Below are 18090 nucleotides of genomic sequence, written 5' to 3' on the forward strand. Positions count from 1 at the left end.
GAGAATTATAAATATTTATTTCATTTTATTCAGGCTATTCTCTACTCATCACTTTCACTATATACTGATCATGATAATCAAGAAAATCCTTTTTTTTTATTCTGCACCTAGATCCTGCCAATCTTGATAATCACAAAAATACTGCTCTTTATTTAAACGCATTCAACCCGGTCACATCCATTCCGGTAATTAACAAATGTATATCGTGCGTTCCTTCGTAAGTGACCACCGATTCCAGGTTCATCATGTGCCGCATAATTGAATATTCACCAGTAATTCCCATTCCGCCAAGCATTTGACGGGCATTTCTCGCAATATCCAATGCTATTTCTACACTATTTCTTTTTGCCATCGATATTTGTTCAGCAGTGGCTCGGTTTTCACTTTTCAGCACACCTAAACGCCATACCAGTAATTGACCTTTAGTAATTTCTGTAACCATTTCGGCCAGTTTTTTCTGTTGTAATTGAAAACCCCCAATTGGTTTTCCAAACTGAATTCGTTCTTTAGAATACCGAAGTGCAGTATCATAACAATCCATTGCAGCACCTAAAGCACCCCAGGCAATGCCATAACGGGCTTGGTTTAAGCAACCTAGTGGGCCTTTTAATCCACTAATTTCCGGAAAGACATTTTCTTTTGGAATTTGAACATTATCAAAAACAAGTTCGCCTGTAGCAGATGCCCTTAAGCTCCACTTGTTGTGTGTTTCGGGTGTAGAAAATCCATCCATCCCACGTTCAACAACCATTCCTCTAATTTTTCCTGATTCATCTTTTGCCCAAACTACAGCAATATCTGCAAAAGGTGCATTGCTGATCCACATTTTTGCACCGTTTAAAATATAATGAGAACCCGCATCCGCAATATTAGTTACCATTCCACCTGGATTAGAGCCATGATCGGGTTCCGTTAATCCGAAACAACCCATCATTTCACCACTGGCTAACTTGGGCAGGTATTTTTTGCGTTGTGCTTCGCTTCCATAAGCATAAATCGGGTACATCACTAAAGATCCTTGAACGGATGCCGTAGAGCGGATTCCTGAATCGCCACGTTCAATTTCCTGCATCAGGATTCCATACGCTGTATAATCTAAACCCGCTCCACCATATTCTACCGGAATAGTTGGTCCAAAAGCACCAATATCAGCCAAACCTTTTATTAAATGCTTTGGAAATTCTGCTTTTTGCGCATAATCTTCAATGATTGGGCTTACCTCTTTCTTTACCCATTCTCTTGCCGTTGCACGAATTAACTTATGCTCATCTGTTAACAATTCATCCAATAAATAATAGTCGGGAGCCTCGTAAAGGTCTTTTTTTGCTAATATGCTCATCGTCGTTTTCTAATCTGGTTAAGAAATAGCGTTTATTTCAAAGGTAACAATTTACCACAAGGGGCATGATATTCATGAATAAAAATTTAATTTAGCAGCATACAAAACATTCATGAGTCAATACAAACAAACCGTATCTTTAAAAGATGTAAAATGCTTTGCTCTGCATGGCTATTATCCCGAAGAGCAATTAATTGGAAATCATTTTATAATCGATCTGGAGACTGAATTTATACCTCAGGGCTTTGATGATGAGCTTGCTCAAACAGTGAATTACGAAGATTTGAACGAGATTATCCTGAATGAGATGAAAAATACTCAAAAGCTTTTGGAAACAGTTTTGAAAAATATCATCTCAAAAGTGATCAATATTTATCCCTTTGTGGACCATGTAAATGTGAATATAAAAAAATTAAACCCTCCAATGCCTGGGCAAATCGGGTATTCCTTTGTTCAATTGTCATACACTTCAGCCAAATAGAAATGACCTTTACTAAAATAAATGCAGCAATTTTATCCGAAATCAAGTTAGCCTTAGGCGATGAAAAAGTATTTACTGATGCTGAAAGTTTAGACCATTACAGTCATGATGAAACAGAAGACTTACGTTATCAACCAGAAGTAGTAGTGAAGCCAACTTCGCCGGAGGAAATATCAGCTTTGCTTAAAATCTGTAATGCACATCATGTTCCGGTAACGCCACGGGGTGGAGGAACTGGTTTAAGCGGTGCGGCTTTACCCATTTACGGCGGGGTTTCATTATCTATGGAAAAGTTTAAATCCATCATCAATATTGATACTGAAAACCTGCAGGCAACAGTTGAACCAGGAGTAATTACAGAAGATTTTATAAATGCAGTGGCAGTAGAGGGATTGCTTTATCCAGTTGATCCCAGCAGTAAAGGTTCTTGTTTTATTGGTGGAAATGTGGCTCATGGTTCAGGTGGTCCAAGAGTGGTTAAATATGGAACCATCCGCGAATACATTTTAAACCTGGAAGTGGTTTTGCCAAATGGAGAAATCATCTGGACAGGTGCCAATACTTTAAAATATGCTTCTGGCTATAACTTAACCCAATTAATGATTGGATCAGAAGGAACCTTGGGGATCGTAACCAAAATTGTAACCAAACTTTTGCCAAAACCAAGTCAGTCCGTTTTAATGATGGGTTCTTTCGGTACCAATGAGGCTGCTTGCGCAGCAGTTTCAGCCATATTTAGAGCCGGTGTAACGCCATCTGCTGTAGAGTTTATGGAGCGAAAAGGAGTGGAGTGGGTGATTCAATACGACGACATTAAATTTGATTTAAAAGATGATGTAGCTGCTTTGCTGATGATTGAATTTGATGGCGATGATCTGGATGATATTTTCAAAAATTGTGAAAAAGCCAATATTGTACTTGAGCAACACAATTGCACTGAGGTTTTATTTGCAGATACGGCACAGCAGAAAGAGGAATTGTGGCGAATGCGTAGAACAATGGCCGAATCTGTAAAATCAAATTCTGTTTATAAGGAAGAAGATACGGTAGTTCCTCGTGCAGCTTTGCCCGCATTAATCAACGGAATTAAAGAAATTGGTTCTAAGTATGGCTTCGAAAGTGTTTGTTATGGTCATGCCGGCGATGGAAACCTGCACGTGAATATTATTAAAGCTGGAATGAGCGATGAGGATTGGAAAAATAAACTCAAATTCGGTATTATTGAAATTTTTGAATTAACAACTGCCTTAGGTGGAACACTATCTGGCGAGCATGGGATTGGGTTGGTTCAAAAGGAATTTATGCCAATTAAATATTCTGAAATTCATTTAAACCTAATGAGAGGCATCAAAAATGTTTTCGATCCCAATGGGATTTTAAATCCTGGCAAGATCATGCCAAACTCTCTAACCCCTTAAAGGGGGAGCGACAGGCAGGTTGGCCAAGCGAAAGAAAAGTAGAATAAGTCTATTAGGGAGTCAAAAAAGGAGTATACGTGTTAAAAAAAGAAAAAATAGCATTCTCTTTTATACTCTTCGCAGGCCGGTAGAAAGTCAAAAGCCCCCTTCATGGGGTTGGGGGTAGCTGTTCAAAGCCTAACATTTTCTGTTTTTCAGCCTCAGGTATAGCTGTAGGCCTGCTTGTATGGTAATCAACCGCAATACAAACAGTTTTGCCCTTACTGCAAATTATTTCTTCTGTACCTATAATTTTTACAATTTGATATTCTAAATCAAAACTGGTTGTTCCAATTCTTGAAGTTTTAACATGAACAGCAATTTTATCATTCATTACAATGGGTAAAATATAATCAAGTTCTGCATGAGCAATAACAATCCCTGTTTTCTTCCAATCCCATTTTACAATTTCTTCCCAATACTTGGTTCGGGCTATTTCAAGGTAAGTGAAATAAACAGAATTATTTACATGACCCATCATATCAAAGTCTATAAAACGCAAATGAATATTGGTTTTATAGTTGAATTTATCTGAAAAAGATTTTATTTCTGACAATTTGTCTTTCTTGTATATAAAATTTTGCCATAATGTCTTAAAAATCATAAAATTTTGGTTTGGTATATAAGTTGAATATGGGTTAATATCAATTAAAAAAATAAAAAATTAGAGATATGACACTTGTAAATTTTAACAACAGAACCCGCAACACAGCTCCTTACTTTAACAATGTTTTTGATTCATTGTTTAGCGACGCTGTAACTAAAAACAAAATGGTTAACCAGTCACCAAACGTAAATATTTATGAAAATGAAACCGCTTATGTAATTGAGTTGGCTGCGCCTGGATTAAAAAAAGAAGATTTTCAAATCAACTTGAAAAAAGACACACTTTCCGTTTGGGCAGAAGTTAAAAAGAACGAAACCCAGACAGCAAAAGATTTTACACGTAAAGAATTTGACTATAGTTCATTTGCAAGATCATTTAATTTACCAGATTCTGCTGATGGTGATAACATTAACGCCGAATATAAAGATGGTATTTTAAATATCAGTATTGGTAAAAAAGACGATGCCAAATTGAAACACAGGGAAATTGTAGTGTCGTAATAATAGAAAGATTTCATATATAGTTTAAGTTTAGGTTTTATAAGGTTAGCACTGGATGGTGCTAACCTTATTTTTATACGGCTATTTTGATTATTTTACTACGGAATATATTATTGTCAATTTTTTGAAAATGGCTGTAATAAATTTATCGTAATAGATTGCCAATTGTATTTAGATTCATTTTAAGTTTGAATACCCAAATTATACTAACATCATTTTTTGTACTTTTGCGCCATGGCAAGAGAAATCCTGGATACCAAACGTAAAGCACTTAAAATAAACCTTGATCCCAGAATTTATGGTACGTTTGCCGAGATTGGAGCTGGGCAAGAAGTTTCTCGAAACTTTTTTAATGCTGGTGCTGCTTCCGGAACGGTAGCCAAAACCATGTCTGCTTATGACATGACTTTTAGTGATGCCATTTACGGAGCAGAATCAAATGGACGTTACGTTTCTCAAAACAGGCTTTTACAAATGCTCGACCATGAATTTGGTTTGCTAAATGAGCGGTTATCTGGCGAGAAATATGAAAGTAGAACTTTCTTTGCCTTTGCTGATACGGTAACAACACTTAATTACAAACGCACCAATGAGCCACATGGTTGGGTAGGCATTCGGTTCCAAAATGAACCTGGAGGGTTACCAAATGAAATTTTCTTCCATGTTCGCCTGCTGGATACAGATGTAAATATGCAACAGCGGGTATTGGGTATTATTGGTGTTAATTTGCTTTACGCAGCATTTTATCATTATCAGGATCCTAAGTTGATGGTGGAATCTTTAGCAGATAACCTCACTATAGGCTCAGTAGAAATTGATTTAATTTCTGTAAAAGGCCCTGCTTTTCCGGGTGTAGATAACATCTTACTTAATCTGTATATGATTATGAAAGATTTTTCTGCTGCTGCCATTTTTGATGCCGATGCACATCCCCGTCAGGCAAAGGACTTATTGTATAAGAAAGACATTATGATTTTAAGGACCAAATATGGTCAGAAATCATTGCCAAACTTCAGTTTATTCAATAAAGCTACTGATCAATTTAAGCGTACAAATCAAGTTGAAGAAGGAAATCTTGCGGTGATGATAGAAGTATTACTAACCAATGTATTAACTGATGAGCAGGAAACGCCTGATGATATCGACCTTGAATCTGTAGCTAAGCGTGCTCAGGAGATGTGCGATACCGGAAATATTGTGATTGTATCTAATTTTACAAGACATAATCGCCTGGCGAAGTACCTGGCCCGATGCAAGCCTAAAAGTGTAGGATTGGCTACGAACATTAACAACCTGAAATTTGTGTTTAACTCTACCAATTTCAAAGGCGAGAACTATTCGGGTCAGTTGTTGAGCTATGTGAATGATATGTTCAATACAAATGTTCGGTTATTTGCATATCCTTATTTAGACAAAAATACTAATGAAGTGGTAACAACAGCTAATATGCCAGTTACGCCAGAAGCAAAACCGCTATTTGATTTCCTGCTGATTAATCATTATATCACAGATATTGAGGATTATGCAGAAGATGAGGTGAAAACTGTTTAGCATTATTTGTCACCGTAATGGCCTAAGCAGAGATGATGGTAATGGTTACAATATATTCATTTATTTTGTAGATTAATCTATCTTTTCGGTTTATCTATCTCGACCAAAAACCAGATAAGTTAAATTTAAATTGGTATTCCAAATACAAATTATTTAATTAATTTCTCAATCACAGCTTTGTAGCTTTCACTTACAGGTAATTCTTTATCGGCTATAAATACTGCATTTTTACGGATAGCCGTTATGTTTTTAACATTTATAATAAACGATTTATGGATCCTTTCAAAATCAGCTGGCAAGGCTTCTTCTATTGCTTTCATGCTTGTTCTCACTATTGCAGCTTTCGGACTTGTAGCAGTATGAATCTGAACATAGTCTTTTAATCCTTCAATATAAGTGATTTCTGGAAAGTTAATCTTCACTAGACTATATCCAACATTTACAAAGAAATAATCTTGTTTTGGTAAACTTGGTTGTGTGGCCGATTGCTTTAACTCATATAAATCTTTGGCCTTATTACAAGCCTTCATAAAACGATCAAGTGACACTGGTTTCATCAGGTAATCAACTACATCCAGCGCAAAACCATCCAAAGCGTATTGTTTATAAGCAGTTACGATGATGACCATTGGTTTTTTCACCAGACTTTGGATAAATTGTAACCCTGTAATTCCAGGCATTTGAATGTCTATAAAAATCAGATCAATCGGCTGCTCTTGCATTATTTTGTTAGCAGCAAAGGCATCGTCACAACTTTCAATTAATTCTAAAAAGGGAATCCGGCTGATGTTATCTGCCAGTAATTGCAAAGCTAAAGGTTCATCATCAATGGCTAAACAGCTGATCATATCGTTAATTTTAAAGTTAAGCTTATATTAAACCAGTTGCCGTTTTTATCAATTATAAGTTGATGATTATCGCCATAAATTAGATTTAACCTTCTGCTTACATTAACCAGGCCAATACCTGAAGCTTCATCTTTAACTTCATTTTCTTCAGGGTTAAATTTATTTCTGACACTGAAAGTTAGTTTTCCATCTTCTGTTTTCAAATCAACAAAAATCTGAGGATTTTCAATCATTCCGACACCATGTTTGAAAGCATTTTCAATAAAGGGAATCAGCAACATAGGTTCTATTTCATCAAATTCATTTTCAATTTGAATGCATGTTTCAATATTTACTTTTTTACCAAAGCGTTGTTTCTGCAAATCAACATAAGCTTGTAAATATTCAGTTTCAGTTTTAATAGAGACTTTTTCCTCATCTGTTTCATACAACATATATTGCATTAAGCCAGATAGCTTCATTACCGTTGGTTCTAACTCATTGCTTTTCAAACGAACCAACGCAACGATGTTATTTAATACGTTAAAAATAAAGTGCGGACTGATTTGTGAACGGAGAAAAGAAAGTTCAGTCTTCATATTTTCCTGCTCTCGTTGTAAAATTCTTTTTTCTTCACTCATTCTATCCGAGATCATGGTAAAGGCTGTACTTGCTGCAATGGTAAGTAGAAATGTTGGCGTATTAAACCAAATTGTTCTACCGATGTTGAAATTCAAATCAGGTAGCAAACTTGTAAACATTACTGCATGAACGGTAATCGCCAATAGCAAACAAGCAAAAAAAGATAAAGAATATAAAAGATATTTCTTTTTATAGAAAAAGGAGGGGATTAGCACTTTACTGTTGAGGTAAAAAACGGCTATCCAATAAAAGTAACTCAGAAAATTAAGTCTTAAGAATTGAGTTTCTTCATAATTGGTTAATAATCGGGGAGGGCGACCTCTGTCTATATTCATGATATATGGCAACGTAACTAAAACAGCCCACACCAGAATATGCAATGTAGCTTTAACCCACTTATTTGAGAAATTGATTGTCATTATCTGCTGTTTTACGCTCTTCATCGCTAAGTTATTATTTATTATGTTTTATTGATGATGTGCTGAATTTTTCGTGCAAATATTTCTACAGTTATTCAAAAAAATATTGTCCTTTATTAACTTAATACTATTCGTATCTTAATGCATCGATTGGATCTAAATTTGATGCTTTTTTAGCCGGATAATAACCAAAGAAAATACCAGTAATGGCGCAAACAATGAAGGAAATGATGATTGATGATTCAGATATCATGATTGGCCAGTTCAGTAAAAATGAAACGAGATAAGCCGAAGTGATACCCAATACTACACCGATCACCCCGCCAGTAATACTAATCAGAATCGCTTCTATTAAAAATTGCATCAGCACATCTTGCCCACGGGCACCGATTGACATTCTCAAGCCTATTTCCCGGGTACGCTCAGTAACAGAAACATACATGATATTCATAATCCCAATCCCACCTATAAAAAGTGATATACCCGCTATCACAGTTAATAAGACAGTTAACATACTGCTTGTTGCACTGATGGTATTAATTAACTCTGCCTGTGTACGCACCTGAAAATCATCACTTTCTGCAGCTGTTAACCTATGGCTTTCTCTTACTGCCCTGGTGATTTCAACTGTCGCCGCATCACTGCTGGCTTCGGTAGTTGCTGAGGCATAAATGCTCTGCAAATAATTGGTTGCAGTAATCCGTTTTTGAACAGTAGTATATGGCGCCAGAACAATATCATCTTGATCCTGTCCGAAATTACTCTGACCTTTGGCTTCTAAAACGCCTATTACCTGAAATGGAATGCTTTTGAAACGGATAATCTGACCGATAGGATTACTACCATCAGGGAACAAATTGTCAATAACCGTTTGCCCAAGAACACAAACTTTAGCAAAACTTTTTACATCTCTTTCCGAAAAAAGAATACCGTCTTTCAATTTTAACTGGCGGATATTTAAATAATCCGTACTTACCCCCGTAATGGTTGTTGGCCAGTTATAGGCACCTTTAATGGCTTGTCCGCTAGTAGACACTACCGGAGATAAACCGTTGATGTTTTCTGATTGCAATTTTTGAATGGCGGTAATATCTTCCATTTTCAAAGTTTGTATACTGCTTCCTTGTAAACGAACACCGCCAGGCTCATTACTTTGTGGCATGATGGTGATCATATTGGAACCCATGCCCGAAAGAGAGGACCTGATACTTTGTTTCGAGCCTTCGCCAATGGCCATCATTGCGATTACCGATGCAACGCCAATGATAATTCCGAGCATGGTTAAGAAAGCACGAAGCTTATTTCTTTGCAGGGCTAAAAATGCTATTCTTAATAAATTTAAAATGGCCATGATCTTTTATTTAATAATCATCAGATTCTGGCAAATTGGCTAAGGCCTCTTTCGCCGAACGTTGATTGGTGTTTATACTGTCTTTTTGAATCTTTCCGTCCCTAAGCATAATCGTTCTGGTACTAAATGATGCAATATCTGGTTCATGGGTAACAAATACTATTGTTTTTCCTTCAGCATTTAATTCCTGCATCAGTGCCATAATTTCGTATGATGTTCGGGTATCCAAATTTCCTGTTGCTTCATCTGCTAAAATCATTACAGGATGATTTACTAATGCCCTGGCAATGGCTACACGTTGTTGCTGTCCGCCAGAAAGCTGGCTAGGGGTGTGATCAAAACGCTCTGCAAGCTTTACCGACTCCAATGATTTTATAGCTCTTTTGTGCCGCTCATCTGCTGAAATTGTTTTATTGTAAAATAAGGGCAGTTCAACATTCTCTAGTGCAGATGTTCGGGGTAGCAGGTTGTAGGCCTGAAATACGAAACCAATCTTTGTGTTTCTTAAACCAGCCAATTCATCCCTGTTCAAACTTTTAACATCAACGCCGTCAAGGAGGTAGCTGCCTTCAGTAGGTTTATCCAGGCAGCCTAAAATATTAAGCAATGTGGTTTTACCAGAACCACTACTTCCCATAATCGTCACAAACTCTCCGGCTTTGATATCAAATGTGATTCCTTTCAATGCACGAACGGTTTGGTCTCCCATCACAAACTCGCGTTTCAAATCACGGATATCTAATATTTTCTGTTCCATTAGTTCTTTTTATTTCCACTTGGCCGTTTTGGCATAAAAGGACTTGACTGGCTTTGACTTCCTGCAGCTTTACCCATCATTTGTGAACCGGTAATCACTACATCACTTGCTCCCAATCCATCTATAACTTCCACATGTGTATTATCATTAATTCCCGTCTTAATTTTTTTCTGAATCAATTCGTATGGCTGTTTCTGAACCCACACGTAGGCTTCATTTACACCTGCTGGTTTCTTACCAGGATTTATCCATGTCATTTTATACTTTGCGTTTAAAGTAGAATCTGGCGTATATTTAATTGCTTTAACCGGAATAAGCAGGGCGTTATTTACTTCTTTCGTGAAGATGGTAATATTGGCGGTCATGCCCGGTTTCAACTTATTGTCATCATTTCCCGTTTTTATGATGGTTTTATAAGTAACAACATTTGATGAAATTGAAGGGCTTAATCTGATTTCCTGAATAGTTCCTTTAAATGTATCATCTAAATAAGCATCAACCGTAAAAGTGGCACGTTCATCTTTAGTGATATTACCAACATCTGCCTCATCTACAGACGCTTCTACCTGCATTTTGGTTAAATCTTTTGCAATACTAAAAATAGTTGGTGTACTAAAGCTTGCTGCTACAGTTGTACCTTCACTCACGCTTCTGGAAAGTACAGTTCCATCAATAGGTGAGTAGATACTTGCCAATGAGAGGTTTTTCTGCGCAGTAGCCAATTGTGCTTTAATACTATTTACGGAGGCTTTAGATGCATTATAGGTGTATAAAGCATTATCATAGTCGGCTTTACTTACCGCACCTACTTTATACAGATTACTTTGGCGACTAAAATTTCCCTGTTGATAAATCAAAGCACTTTGTGCACTTACTAAATTGGCTTGGTATTGATTTACTGATGCTTCGAATAAGGTTTTATCTAACTCAGCCAATAACTGGCCCTTTTTAACTTTCGAATTAAAATCTGCGTATAAAGTTTTAATTGTGCCCGATACCTGTGTACCTACGGCAACGGTATCAACTGGTTGAACTTTTCCTGTTGCAGTTACATTTTCCGAAATGTAACCGGTAGTTGGCTTCTCAGTTTCGAGAACAATCAACTGTTCTTTTTTACGCAAAGCAAAGTACCAAATTGCAAACGCTGCTACTGCTATGCCTATGACAATAAATATGGTTTTCTTCTTCATGATTTGAATATTAAATTGATGTGGCTTGAGCCAATTCGATGTTTTAGTTAGTTATAGGAACGCCTGTATAAAAATTATAGATTTTAGTGTATAAGTTAGCCGTATATTTCGCCTGAACAAAAGCCTGTAAAGCCTGGACGTATAAATTCTTTTGCTGCAGGTTTTCTACAATATTATTTGTGCCTTCTTTCAATGCTGCATTCGAAATTCTTAGGGCTTCACTTGTGTAATTAAACTGCTCTTGCGCAGCTGCATATTGGCTATTGGCATTTTGCACATTAATGTATGCCCGTTCAACGTTTTGAGTAAGCGTTGTTTTGGTGTCTAAAAGTGATAATCGTGCCTGTTCAATATTGATGTTCGCCTTTGCTACATTGGTCTTCGTGATACGTCTATCAAAAATGGGGATGGATAGTGTTAACCCAATGTTCTGATAAAAGCTATTGTTCAATTGATTCGTATAACTCCCTAGATTGTTATTATTATAGCCGGTATAAAGCGAACCACCTAAACTTAAGCTTGGCCTAAGTGTAGATTTTGCCTTTTGAAGTTCGACACCTTGAAGCTGAATATTTAATTCTCCGCTTTTTATTTCCGGACGGGTTCGTAATGCTTTATCCTGTGCGGAAGCTAAATTATCCAATACCTGTGGTGTTTGAACAGTATCTGTAGTGCTCACCTCAAAGGCTTCTGCCGTAGGTATCTGTAGCAATTGTTTTAAAGTTAAAATGTTTTGCTGTAAGGTGTTTTGAGCAGTAATTAAAGTGTATTTATCATTGGCATAAGTGGCCTGCAACTGCAAGAGATCTTTTTTAGCGATGGTTCCAAATTTAAATTGCTGTTCTGATTGTTTTACCTGAGCCTCACTTGTACTAAGAAGATCCTTTAAATAAGTAATGTTTTCTCTTGCCAGTAAAATATTTAAATAAGCCTGAGTGATGGATATGGTAATGTCATTTTTAGCTGCCTCAACAGATAGATTTGCAGTCTGTAAATTGAGTTCTTTCGCTTTAATATCGTTTTTCAAATAACTTCCATTGTACAAAGTCAGATCTGAACTCAAACCAAAACCACTTGTATTTTGTAAACCAGATTTATAATTGGTTAAGGCCTGTGAAACATTACCTGTTAGATTTGGAAGAACAGCCGATTTTGATGCAATTAAATTTTGCTCGACAGTTTGAGAACTGAGTCTTAAAGTATTGATGCTGATATTTTTCTCTTTAGCATAATCAATAGCTGTTTTTAAATCCCATACTTTTGGAACTTCCTGCGCCTTTATCCGGTTTGAGGTAACCAGTAAAATGAAGATGATAAAATATTTAATGCATTTGCTCATGGCGAATAAATTTTATGTCTTTTTCTGATCTGTTGAACACAAAAATATATCCGCACATTTCATTTATTTATGAATTGAGACGAGTGGAAGAAATGTAGAGATGAAAGGTGTAAACTTTGAGATAACTGGATTATTGCAAAGTTTGTGGACTTGTAGTTTTTTACAGAAAAAGACTAACCACATAAGACACATAAGCTTAATGTCCTTACGGCTTATATGTTAAACTAAAATTAGATCGTTTGCAATATTGAACCAGTTGCACTTACTTCCAAAAAATGATTTACGCCGCATTTTAATGCATAATTATTCTTTTGATGACCAACTGGAAAATCAAAAGCAACAGGGTAGTTATATTCTATAACTTTCTCAAGGACAATTTCGTAGATGGTTTTACCAAACGCTTCACCTTCATCATCGGGTTTAACTTTAAAGCCACCGATAATCAGCGCTTTTAATTTATTCAATTTGCCGCTTCTCTTTAAATTCCAAAGCATTCTATCAATGCTGTAAAGATATTCGCCAGTATCTTCAATAAAAAGGATTTTATCATTGGTATCTAAATCCGATTTTGTGCCAGCGAGTGTTTCTATAATACTCAAATTTCCGCCAACCAAGATCCCATTTACTTTACCTAGCTTGTTATTTATGCTTGCAGGAGCTGAGTAGGTCATGGCCTGACCAGTTAGTGCACTTTTTATAGATAAAATGGTTTCTATTTGAATCGATTCAGCTTTTAACCAATCATCAGGAAAGCTATTGCACATTTTAGAATGGATAGAAGCAATGCCATAATTTTTCGCCAGGTGGCAGTGTAAAATGGTGATATCACTAAAGCCTATAATCCATTTAGGATATCTTATAAAATGATTAAAATCCAGTTTATCAATAATCCGTACAAAACCATATCCACCACGAGCACACATAATGGCTTTGATATTAGGATCATCCAGCATTTTTTGAAAATCTGCTAACCTTTCTTCATCCGTTCCACCGTATGTAAAATCTCGTTTTCCAACAGTTTCACCTACTTTGATATTAAAACCCCAGCTTTGCATTTGTAATATGGAAGGTTGAATCTGTTCTATGGTAATGTATCCCGCAGGACTGGTAATTCCGATAGTATCTCCTTTATTTAAAAATGGGGGAACTTTAAATGATGAGCGTTCGTTATCAACTACACTGGCCAGCGTTTCAAATGAAGGAAATGCCGTTGCTGCCGCGATAAATGAAGAAAGGAAGTGTTTTCTGTTCATCAAAATTTAAGACATAATTTAGAAGCAACTAATATAGGCTTTAAAAAATTTGCAAAAAAGAAAAGGGATTTATATCCATAAATCCCTTTCTTAAACCAAACAAATTAATCTGTAATAGATTAGTATAATGTGAATTATATAGATAACCATGAATAAAATAAAATGTTTTGGATTAAAAAATATTTTAGAATTTTTAATATTTGCTTAATAGATTGGTGATAGGGGGTATGAGTAATTATACTATGCCGCTTTAAAAGTTAAGGCTATTCATCGCGAATAGCCTTTGCTAACAACAAAACAAATATAAGATAACCAAATTTCCCTGATTTGAGCATCATCAGGTTTAAGTGCTATGAGATACACTTAGTGGCCTAGTAATGGATTCGAACCATTATATAAAGGTTTATGAAACCTCAACCTTCCAATCGGTCAACTGGCCGTATTCGTTAAATTAATTTAAGTGCTAAAAAATCACTCAGTTCTCTTATCTGTTCATCATTTAAGTTATCTTCATCTTTCAATTTTTTCTGATCCTTAACTTCAGGAGTTGCTATTTCAATCAAATTTGGATATTCTGATATAGCGGGATATTGAAAATAAACAGACATCGCTTGAGCTTTTAATGGTTTAACACTTATTTAGTTAATGATTAATGTTATACAAATATATAAATTAGTATATAATATCTATAGATTTTATAGTCTTTTAGCATTTAAATTAAATAAAATACTGATTTACAGATAAATAAATTTTTAATATATCAAATTAGGATGGATTGATATGGGATTTATTGATATTGGTTCTAATATATCTCTCAAATGATGGCGATTAAGCATTAAAGTTTTGTATGATTTGAATGTATAGTTTTGTGGGCCTTTAAATTCAATTTCTTAAAAGCTAATTATTTTGAGGATATTTGCATTTTCAAACATTAAAAAAATAAGCGTGTCATTAGATAAATTAAAACTAAGTAAGCCACTGGTTGCAGCCATGACTGATGCAGGATTTTTAACTCCAAAGGAAATCCAACTCAAAACCATGTCAAGAATTTTAGGTGGGCAGGATGTTATTGCGGTAGGACCAGAGGGATCGGGTAAAACAACAACTTATGTTTTAGCCACCCTAATGAAGTTGAAATATGCTTTTGAAGAAGCGCCGAGAGCTTTAATTCTTGTTCCTGACATTGAGCATGTTGATCATGTGCTTGAACAATTTAACTTATTAAATAGAAATAAAACTTTCAGAATATTAGGAATCGACAGTCGTGGAGCAGTGGATACTCAAATGAATGAGATTACAGATGGTTGTGATATCATCGTGGCTGTTCCAGATAGGGCACGAGCCTTATACCTCAAACTTGCACTCAATACCAATAAAATTCAGTTGTTCATCGTTGATAATGCAGAATTAATCGTTAAAAAGGGTTTACAATTACCTGTTGTGGAGTTAGCAAATAGTGCTTATAAAGCTCAGCACGTTGTTTTTACTGAAGTGATGCATGAGAAATTAAATCTCATGATTTCACCGTTTATGAAAGATTCAGCAACAACTATTGAAGTTGATGAGATTGGTGAGAAACAAGCTGAAGTTTATCAGCAAATGTTATATCAGGTTCCAAATTTTAGAACTAAACTAAATTTGTTAACCTTATTAATGAATGACACTGAATTTTTTGATAAAGTTGTGGTGTTCGTTAATACGCGATTAACAGCACAAACAGTTTATAAAAACTTCAATCATTCCAATGATGAGGAATATACCATTTACCGATCATTGTTTTTTGATGATAAAGGTTATGATGATGTTGAGGACTTTAAATCCAATCCAAATTCAAGGGTATTAATTGTGGCTAATGAAAACCTGGGTGATCTTGACCTTCAGAACATTCCTTTTATTATTCATTTTGAATTACCAGAACAAAAGGAAACTTTAATTCAACGGATTATCAAACATCAGGATGAAGAAGTAGTTGCCATTACTTTTTCAACGGATATAGAACTAATTGAGGTAAAAAAGATTGAGCAGGCTATTGGTCAACGGATGGAGGCAATGGAATTACCAGAAGATGTAAAAATTGTTGACCCTACAGCCAAGCCAAAGAAAAAGAAAAGTGATGATGGTGAAGATCAGTCTGAACGAGGTGCTGCATTTCACGAGAAGAAAGCCAGCAATCTAAAAAACTATAATTATAGTGCAGGTACGAAAGCTAAAATGACATACAAGAATAAAAAAGGATTATCCTAATCTATAATCTTGATTGGAAATATTATGATGGAGAGATTGTTTCTTATCTTTTTCTCCATCTCCTAAAGTTCTTAAAACACAAAAAGCCCCGATTTTCATCAGGGCTTTTCTATTGCATTTTACTACTGACTAGTATAATGTAAATTCTACACGACGGTTTTCTTGACGACCAGTCGCAGTTTTGTTAGAAGAAATAGGTTGATCAGGACCGTAACCAGTAGCTTCGATTCTAGAAGCATTAGCACCTTGAGATACTAAATAAGCTTTTACAGATTCAGCTCTTTCTTTAGATAAACGTAAGTTTAACTCTCTGCCACCAGTATTATCAGTGTGACCAGCTAATTTTAAGCTAAAGTTTTTGTCTACCAATAAACCAGCAACCCTGTTTAAGCTTGCATATGATTTAGAACGGATAGTAGATTTACCTAAATCAAATTCTAAGTTAGAAATTGCATCTTTAACTACTTTACGATCTTCTTCAGTGATTACTTTAGTTTCTCTGATGATTTCACGTTGTACTTTAATTGGGCAACCAGAACCATCAACAACAGTTCCTGAACCTGTTCCAGGACATTTGTCAAATTTGTTAGCTACACCATCGTTATCATCATCAGCCATGTCTTTAGCATATTGATCTCTGTCACGTTGTGCATTTTGCTCAGCAGTAGATAAAGCTCTTCTTAATTCAGCACTTTCTTCAGCACTTTGTTTGCGAAGATCCGCAATGGCGCTATAGTTTTGTAATTGAGAATTTTCTTTGTTACCCAAAGCAAACTCTAAACCTACGTGAGAGTAAGAATATCTGCTTTCGTTATATGCATTTTTAACAGTAGGAGATGATTTAATGAAGTTGATATCATAACCTAAATCAATGTTGATTCCTTTTGAAACACCAAATTTAAATCCAACTCCGGTTGGGATGTACCAGCCTTCTCTGTCCGTAAAAACCTGAGTACTTCCCACTTGAGAATCAGAAGCCATATAACCAGCACCTGCTTTAATATAAGGAATTAATACAGCGTTTTCAGTATTTAAGCTGAAGTTAGCAATATTTAATACCGCTGTTAATGATCCAGCCCAGTTGATGCTGTTTTTCTGTTCTACGTTAGGTGCTACGATAGTTTTCATTTCACCACGTAAAAAGTCTGCCTGTAAGCCTAAAGCTGGTAAGATTTGTTTTTTAACGAAGGCACCGTAACCGATACTTTTAAATTCTCTTGCGGTAACGCTTCCACCACCAAGAATAGTGTTTTGGCTAAATATACCACCTTGTGCACCTACACTCCAGGTTCTTAAGGGTTGTTTGCCAAATCTACCAGAAGTAGTTGGCGTTGATTCTTGTGCAAACAATTGTGATGATAATCCTACTAAAGCCATCACCATCGTTAGTTTTGTAATTTTTCTGTTCATGTTAATCAATTTTTTCATACTAACATGAACCGATATATTTTGTTTCACTATAAAAGTTACATTGTTTAAAAAAAATGATTATTATCTTCTATAAGGCAGATAAATGAGCCTTTTATTCTAAAAAGGAGTGAGGTAGTGCTTTAGGGAATACTCTGTGATTGTCTAGCTTATTAAGTTTCAAAGGTCTGAAGGTCAACAGACTTCATCAGTTTCATTGGAGTTTTATTTTCTTAACAGACTGACGAAGTTTCCCTATTCAATGGCTTACTAAACTTTGTAAGTCAATGTGTTAACTTTATCAGTTTCAATCAATTTTTTAAATATTCAGCCCACCAAATGTACTAGCTAAAATAATGCTTAGGACAATTAAGGTAATGCAAACATAAAGTCTGTCCTTCTCGATAGCAAAGGCAACTAACGAAAATAATATTCTAAAAATTGGCGTCAGAATTAATAACAATACGCCAAACTGGATAATGCCTGCAGGTTTGGCCGTAAAAAAGCCTTTAAAAATTCCATTAAAAGTAACCAGACTTGATTCTTCGCCTTTAAAAATATGATAATCTGGTCTGGCTAAACCACCAAATTTTTTAAGGTACAGCACACCTCCTGCTAAAACCACCAAACTGGCTATGATTACGCCTGTTCTTAATAACTTTCCAACAGTTTTCTCTACATCTTTTTCGTGTAATGATGCTGATTCTATTTTTTGATTCATTTTTC

The 18090-nt window shown here is 35.6% G+C and carries 17 protein-coding genes and 1 tRNA gene; 5 read left to right on the top strand and 13 right to left on the bottom strand.

What is annotated here, in order from left to right:
- Positions 1-148 precede the first annotated feature (148 nt).
- The gene (locus AN34_RS13525) at positions 149-1339 is read right to left on the bottom strand and encodes an acyl-CoA dehydrogenase family protein (protein WP_029286302.1); all 1191 of its coding nucleotides are present in this window, start codon (positions 1337-1339) and stop codon (positions 149-151) included.
- A gap of 112 nt (positions 1340-1451) precedes the next feature.
- Between AN34_RS13525 and AN34_RS13530 the strand changes: the two genes are divergently transcribed.
- On the top strand, positions 1452-1820 hold the full coding sequence (locus tag AN34_RS13530) for a dihydroneopterin aldolase (RefSeq protein ID WP_029286303.1): 369 nt from the start codon (positions 1452-1454) through the stop codon (positions 1818-1820).
- A 2-nt stretch (positions 1821-1822) separates the two neighbouring features.
- On the top strand, positions 1823-3238 hold the full coding sequence (locus AN34_RS13535; protein WP_029286305.1) for an FAD-binding oxidoreductase: 1416 nt from the start codon (positions 1823-1825) through the stop codon (positions 3236-3238).
- A 148-nt stretch (positions 3239-3386) separates the two neighbouring features.
- Here AN34_RS13535 and AN34_RS13540 read toward each other — a convergent pair whose 3' ends face one another.
- Positions 3387-3881: a thioesterase family protein gene (locus tag AN34_RS13540; protein WP_029286307.1), complete on the bottom strand. Its 495-nt coding sequence runs from the start codon at positions 3879-3881 to the stop codon at positions 3387-3389.
- Positions 3882-3949: 68 nt separating this feature from the next.
- Here AN34_RS13540 and AN34_RS13545 point away from each other — a divergent pair, with 68 nt between their 5' ends.
- Positions 3950-4384: an Hsp20/alpha crystallin family protein gene (locus tag AN34_RS13545; RefSeq protein WP_029286309.1), complete on the top strand. Its 435-nt coding sequence runs from the start codon at positions 3950-3952 to the stop codon at positions 4382-4384.
- A gap of 234 nt (positions 4385-4618) precedes the next feature.
- Positions 4619-5935, top strand: coding sequence for a hypothetical protein (locus tag AN34_RS13550; RefSeq protein WP_029286311.1), 1317 nt, complete (start codon positions 4619-4621; stop codon positions 5933-5935).
- 149 nt (positions 5936-6084) lie between these two features.
- Here AN34_RS13550 and AN34_RS13555 read toward each other — a convergent pair whose 3' ends face one another.
- The 9 genes from AN34_RS13555 to AN34_RS21690 all read right to left on the bottom strand — a co-directional run bounded on the left by AN34_RS13555 (position 6085) and on the right by AN34_RS21690 (position 14321).
- Positions 6085-6783 (bottom strand): LytTR family DNA-binding domain-containing protein, encoded by a 699-nt coding sequence (locus tag AN34_RS13555; RefSeq protein ID WP_029286312.1) that lies wholly within the window; start codon positions 6781-6783, stop codon positions 6085-6087.
- A complete protein-coding gene (locus tag AN34_RS13560; protein ID WP_029286314.1) occupies positions 6780-7823 on the bottom strand; it encodes a sensor histidine kinase in 1044 nt (347 codons plus the stop codon). The genes AN34_RS13555 and AN34_RS13560 overlap by 4 nt, the downstream gene beginning before the upstream one ends.
- Before the next feature lie 127 nt (positions 7824-7950).
- A complete protein-coding gene (locus AN34_RS13565; protein ID WP_029286316.1) occupies positions 7951-9174 on the bottom strand; it encodes an ABC transporter permease in 1224 nt (407 codons plus the stop codon).
- 10 nt (positions 9175-9184) lie between these two features.
- The gene (locus AN34_RS13570) at positions 9185-9931 is read right to left on the bottom strand and encodes an ABC transporter ATP-binding protein (protein WP_029286318.1); all 747 of its coding nucleotides are present in this window, start codon (positions 9929-9931) and stop codon (positions 9185-9187) included.
- Positions 9931-11121: an efflux RND transporter periplasmic adaptor subunit gene (locus AN34_RS13575; protein WP_029286320.1), complete on the bottom strand. Its 1191-nt coding sequence runs from the start codon at positions 11119-11121 to the stop codon at positions 9931-9933. The genes AN34_RS13570 and AN34_RS13575 overlap by 1 nt, the downstream gene beginning before the upstream one ends.
- A 43-nt stretch (positions 11122-11164) precedes the next feature.
- The gene (locus tag AN34_RS13580) at positions 11165-12460 is read right to left on the bottom strand and encodes a TolC family protein (RefSeq protein WP_029286322.1); all 1296 of its coding nucleotides are present in this window, start codon (positions 12458-12460) and stop codon (positions 11165-11167) included.
- Positions 12461-12690: 230 nt separating this feature from the next.
- Entirely contained in the window at positions 12691-13713 is a 1023-nt protein-coding gene (locus tag AN34_RS13585) for an LD-carboxypeptidase (protein ID WP_029286324.1), read from the bottom strand.
- Positions 13714-14080: 367 nt separating this feature from the next.
- Positions 14081-14152, bottom strand: a tRNA-Met gene (locus tag AN34_RS21685).
- 7 nt (positions 14153-14159) lie between these two features.
- Entirely contained in the window at positions 14160-14321 is a 162-nt protein-coding gene (locus AN34_RS21690; protein WP_157263312.1) for a hypothetical protein, read from the bottom strand.
- Positions 14322-14658: 337 nt separating this feature from the next.
- Between AN34_RS21690 and AN34_RS13590 the strand changes: the two genes are divergently transcribed.
- Entirely contained in the window at positions 14659-15957 is a 1299-nt protein-coding gene (locus AN34_RS13590) for a DEAD/DEAH box helicase (protein ID WP_029286326.1), read from the top strand.
- A 129-nt stretch (positions 15958-16086) separates the two neighbouring features.
- Here AN34_RS13590 and AN34_RS13595 read toward each other — a convergent pair whose 3' ends face one another.
- The gene (locus AN34_RS13595; protein WP_029286328.1) at positions 16087-17367 is read right to left on the bottom strand and encodes an OmpA family protein; all 1281 of its coding nucleotides are present in this window, start codon (positions 17365-17367) and stop codon (positions 16087-16089) included.
- A gap of 316 nt (positions 17368-17683) precedes the next feature.
- Complete coding sequence (locus AN34_RS13600) at positions 17684-18085, bottom strand: DUF1634 domain-containing protein (RefSeq protein ID WP_029286330.1); 402 nt, start codon at positions 18083-18085, stop codon at positions 17684-17686.
- Positions 18086-18090 lie beyond the last annotated feature (5 nt).

Source organism: Pedobacter sp. R20-19, assembly GCF_000708265.2.
Classification (GTDB): Bacteria; Bacteroidota; Bacteroidia; order Sphingobacteriales; family Sphingobacteriaceae; genus Pedobacter.

Excerpts from the sequence above, each read along its gene's own strand:
- AN34_RS13550 (WP_029286311.1), top strand. The coding sequence starts at position 4,619 with ATGGCAAGAGAAATCCTGGATACCAAACGTAAAGCACTTAAAATAAAC.
- AN34_RS13570 (WP_029286318.1), bottom strand. The coding sequence starts at position 9,931 with ATGGAACAGAAAATATTAGATATCCGTGATTTGAAACGCGAGTTTGTG.
- AN34_RS13565 (WP_029286316.1), bottom strand. The coding sequence starts at position 9,174 with ATGGCCATTTTAAATTTATTAAGAATAGCATTTTTAGCCCTGCAAAGA.
- AN34_RS13595 (WP_029286328.1), bottom strand. The coding sequence starts at position 17,367 with ATGAACAGAAAAATTACAAAACTAACGATGGTGATGGCTTTAGTAGGA.
- AN34_RS13525 (WP_029286302.1), bottom strand. The coding sequence starts at position 1,339 with ATGAGCATATTAGCAAAAAAAGACCTTTACGAGGCTCCCGACTATTAT.
- AN34_RS13585 (WP_029286324.1), bottom strand. The coding sequence starts at position 13,713 with ATGAACAGAAAACACTTCCTTTCTTCATTTATCGCGGCAGCAACGGCA.
- AN34_RS13560 (WP_029286314.1), bottom strand. The coding sequence starts at position 7,823 with ATGACAATCAATTTCTCAAATAAGTGGGTTAAAGCTACATTGCATATT.
- AN34_RS13575 (WP_029286320.1), bottom strand. The coding sequence starts at position 11,121 with ATGAAGAAGAAAACCATATTTATTGTCATAGGCATAGCAGTAGCAGCG.
- AN34_RS13535 (WP_029286305.1), top strand. The coding sequence starts at position 1,823 with ATGACCTTTACTAAAATAAATGCAGCAATTTTATCCGAAATCAAGTTA.
- AN34_RS13580 (WP_029286322.1), bottom strand. The coding sequence starts at position 12,460 with ATGAGCAAATGCATTAAATATTTTATCATCTTCATTTTACTGGTTACC.
- AN34_RS13530 (WP_029286303.1), top strand. The coding sequence starts at position 1,452 with ATGAGTCAATACAAACAAACCGTATCTTTAAAAGATGTAAAATGCTTT.
- AN34_RS13600 (WP_029286330.1), bottom strand. The coding sequence starts at position 18,085 with ATGAATCAAAAAATAGAATCAGCATCATTACACGAAAAAGATGTAGAG.
- AN34_RS13555 (WP_029286312.1), bottom strand. The coding sequence starts at position 6,783 with ATGATCAGCTGTTTAGCCATTGATGATGAACCTTTAGCTTTGCAATTA.
- AN34_RS13540 (WP_029286307.1), bottom strand. The coding sequence starts at position 3,881 with ATGATTTTTAAGACATTATGGCAAAATTTTATATACAAGAAAGACAAA.
- AN34_RS21690 (WP_157263312.1), bottom strand. The coding sequence starts at position 14,321 with ATGTCTGTTTATTTTCAATATCCCGCTATATCAGAATATCCAAATTTG.
- AN34_RS13545 (WP_029286309.1), top strand. The coding sequence starts at position 3,950 with ATGACACTTGTAAATTTTAACAACAGAACCCGCAACACAGCTCCTTAC.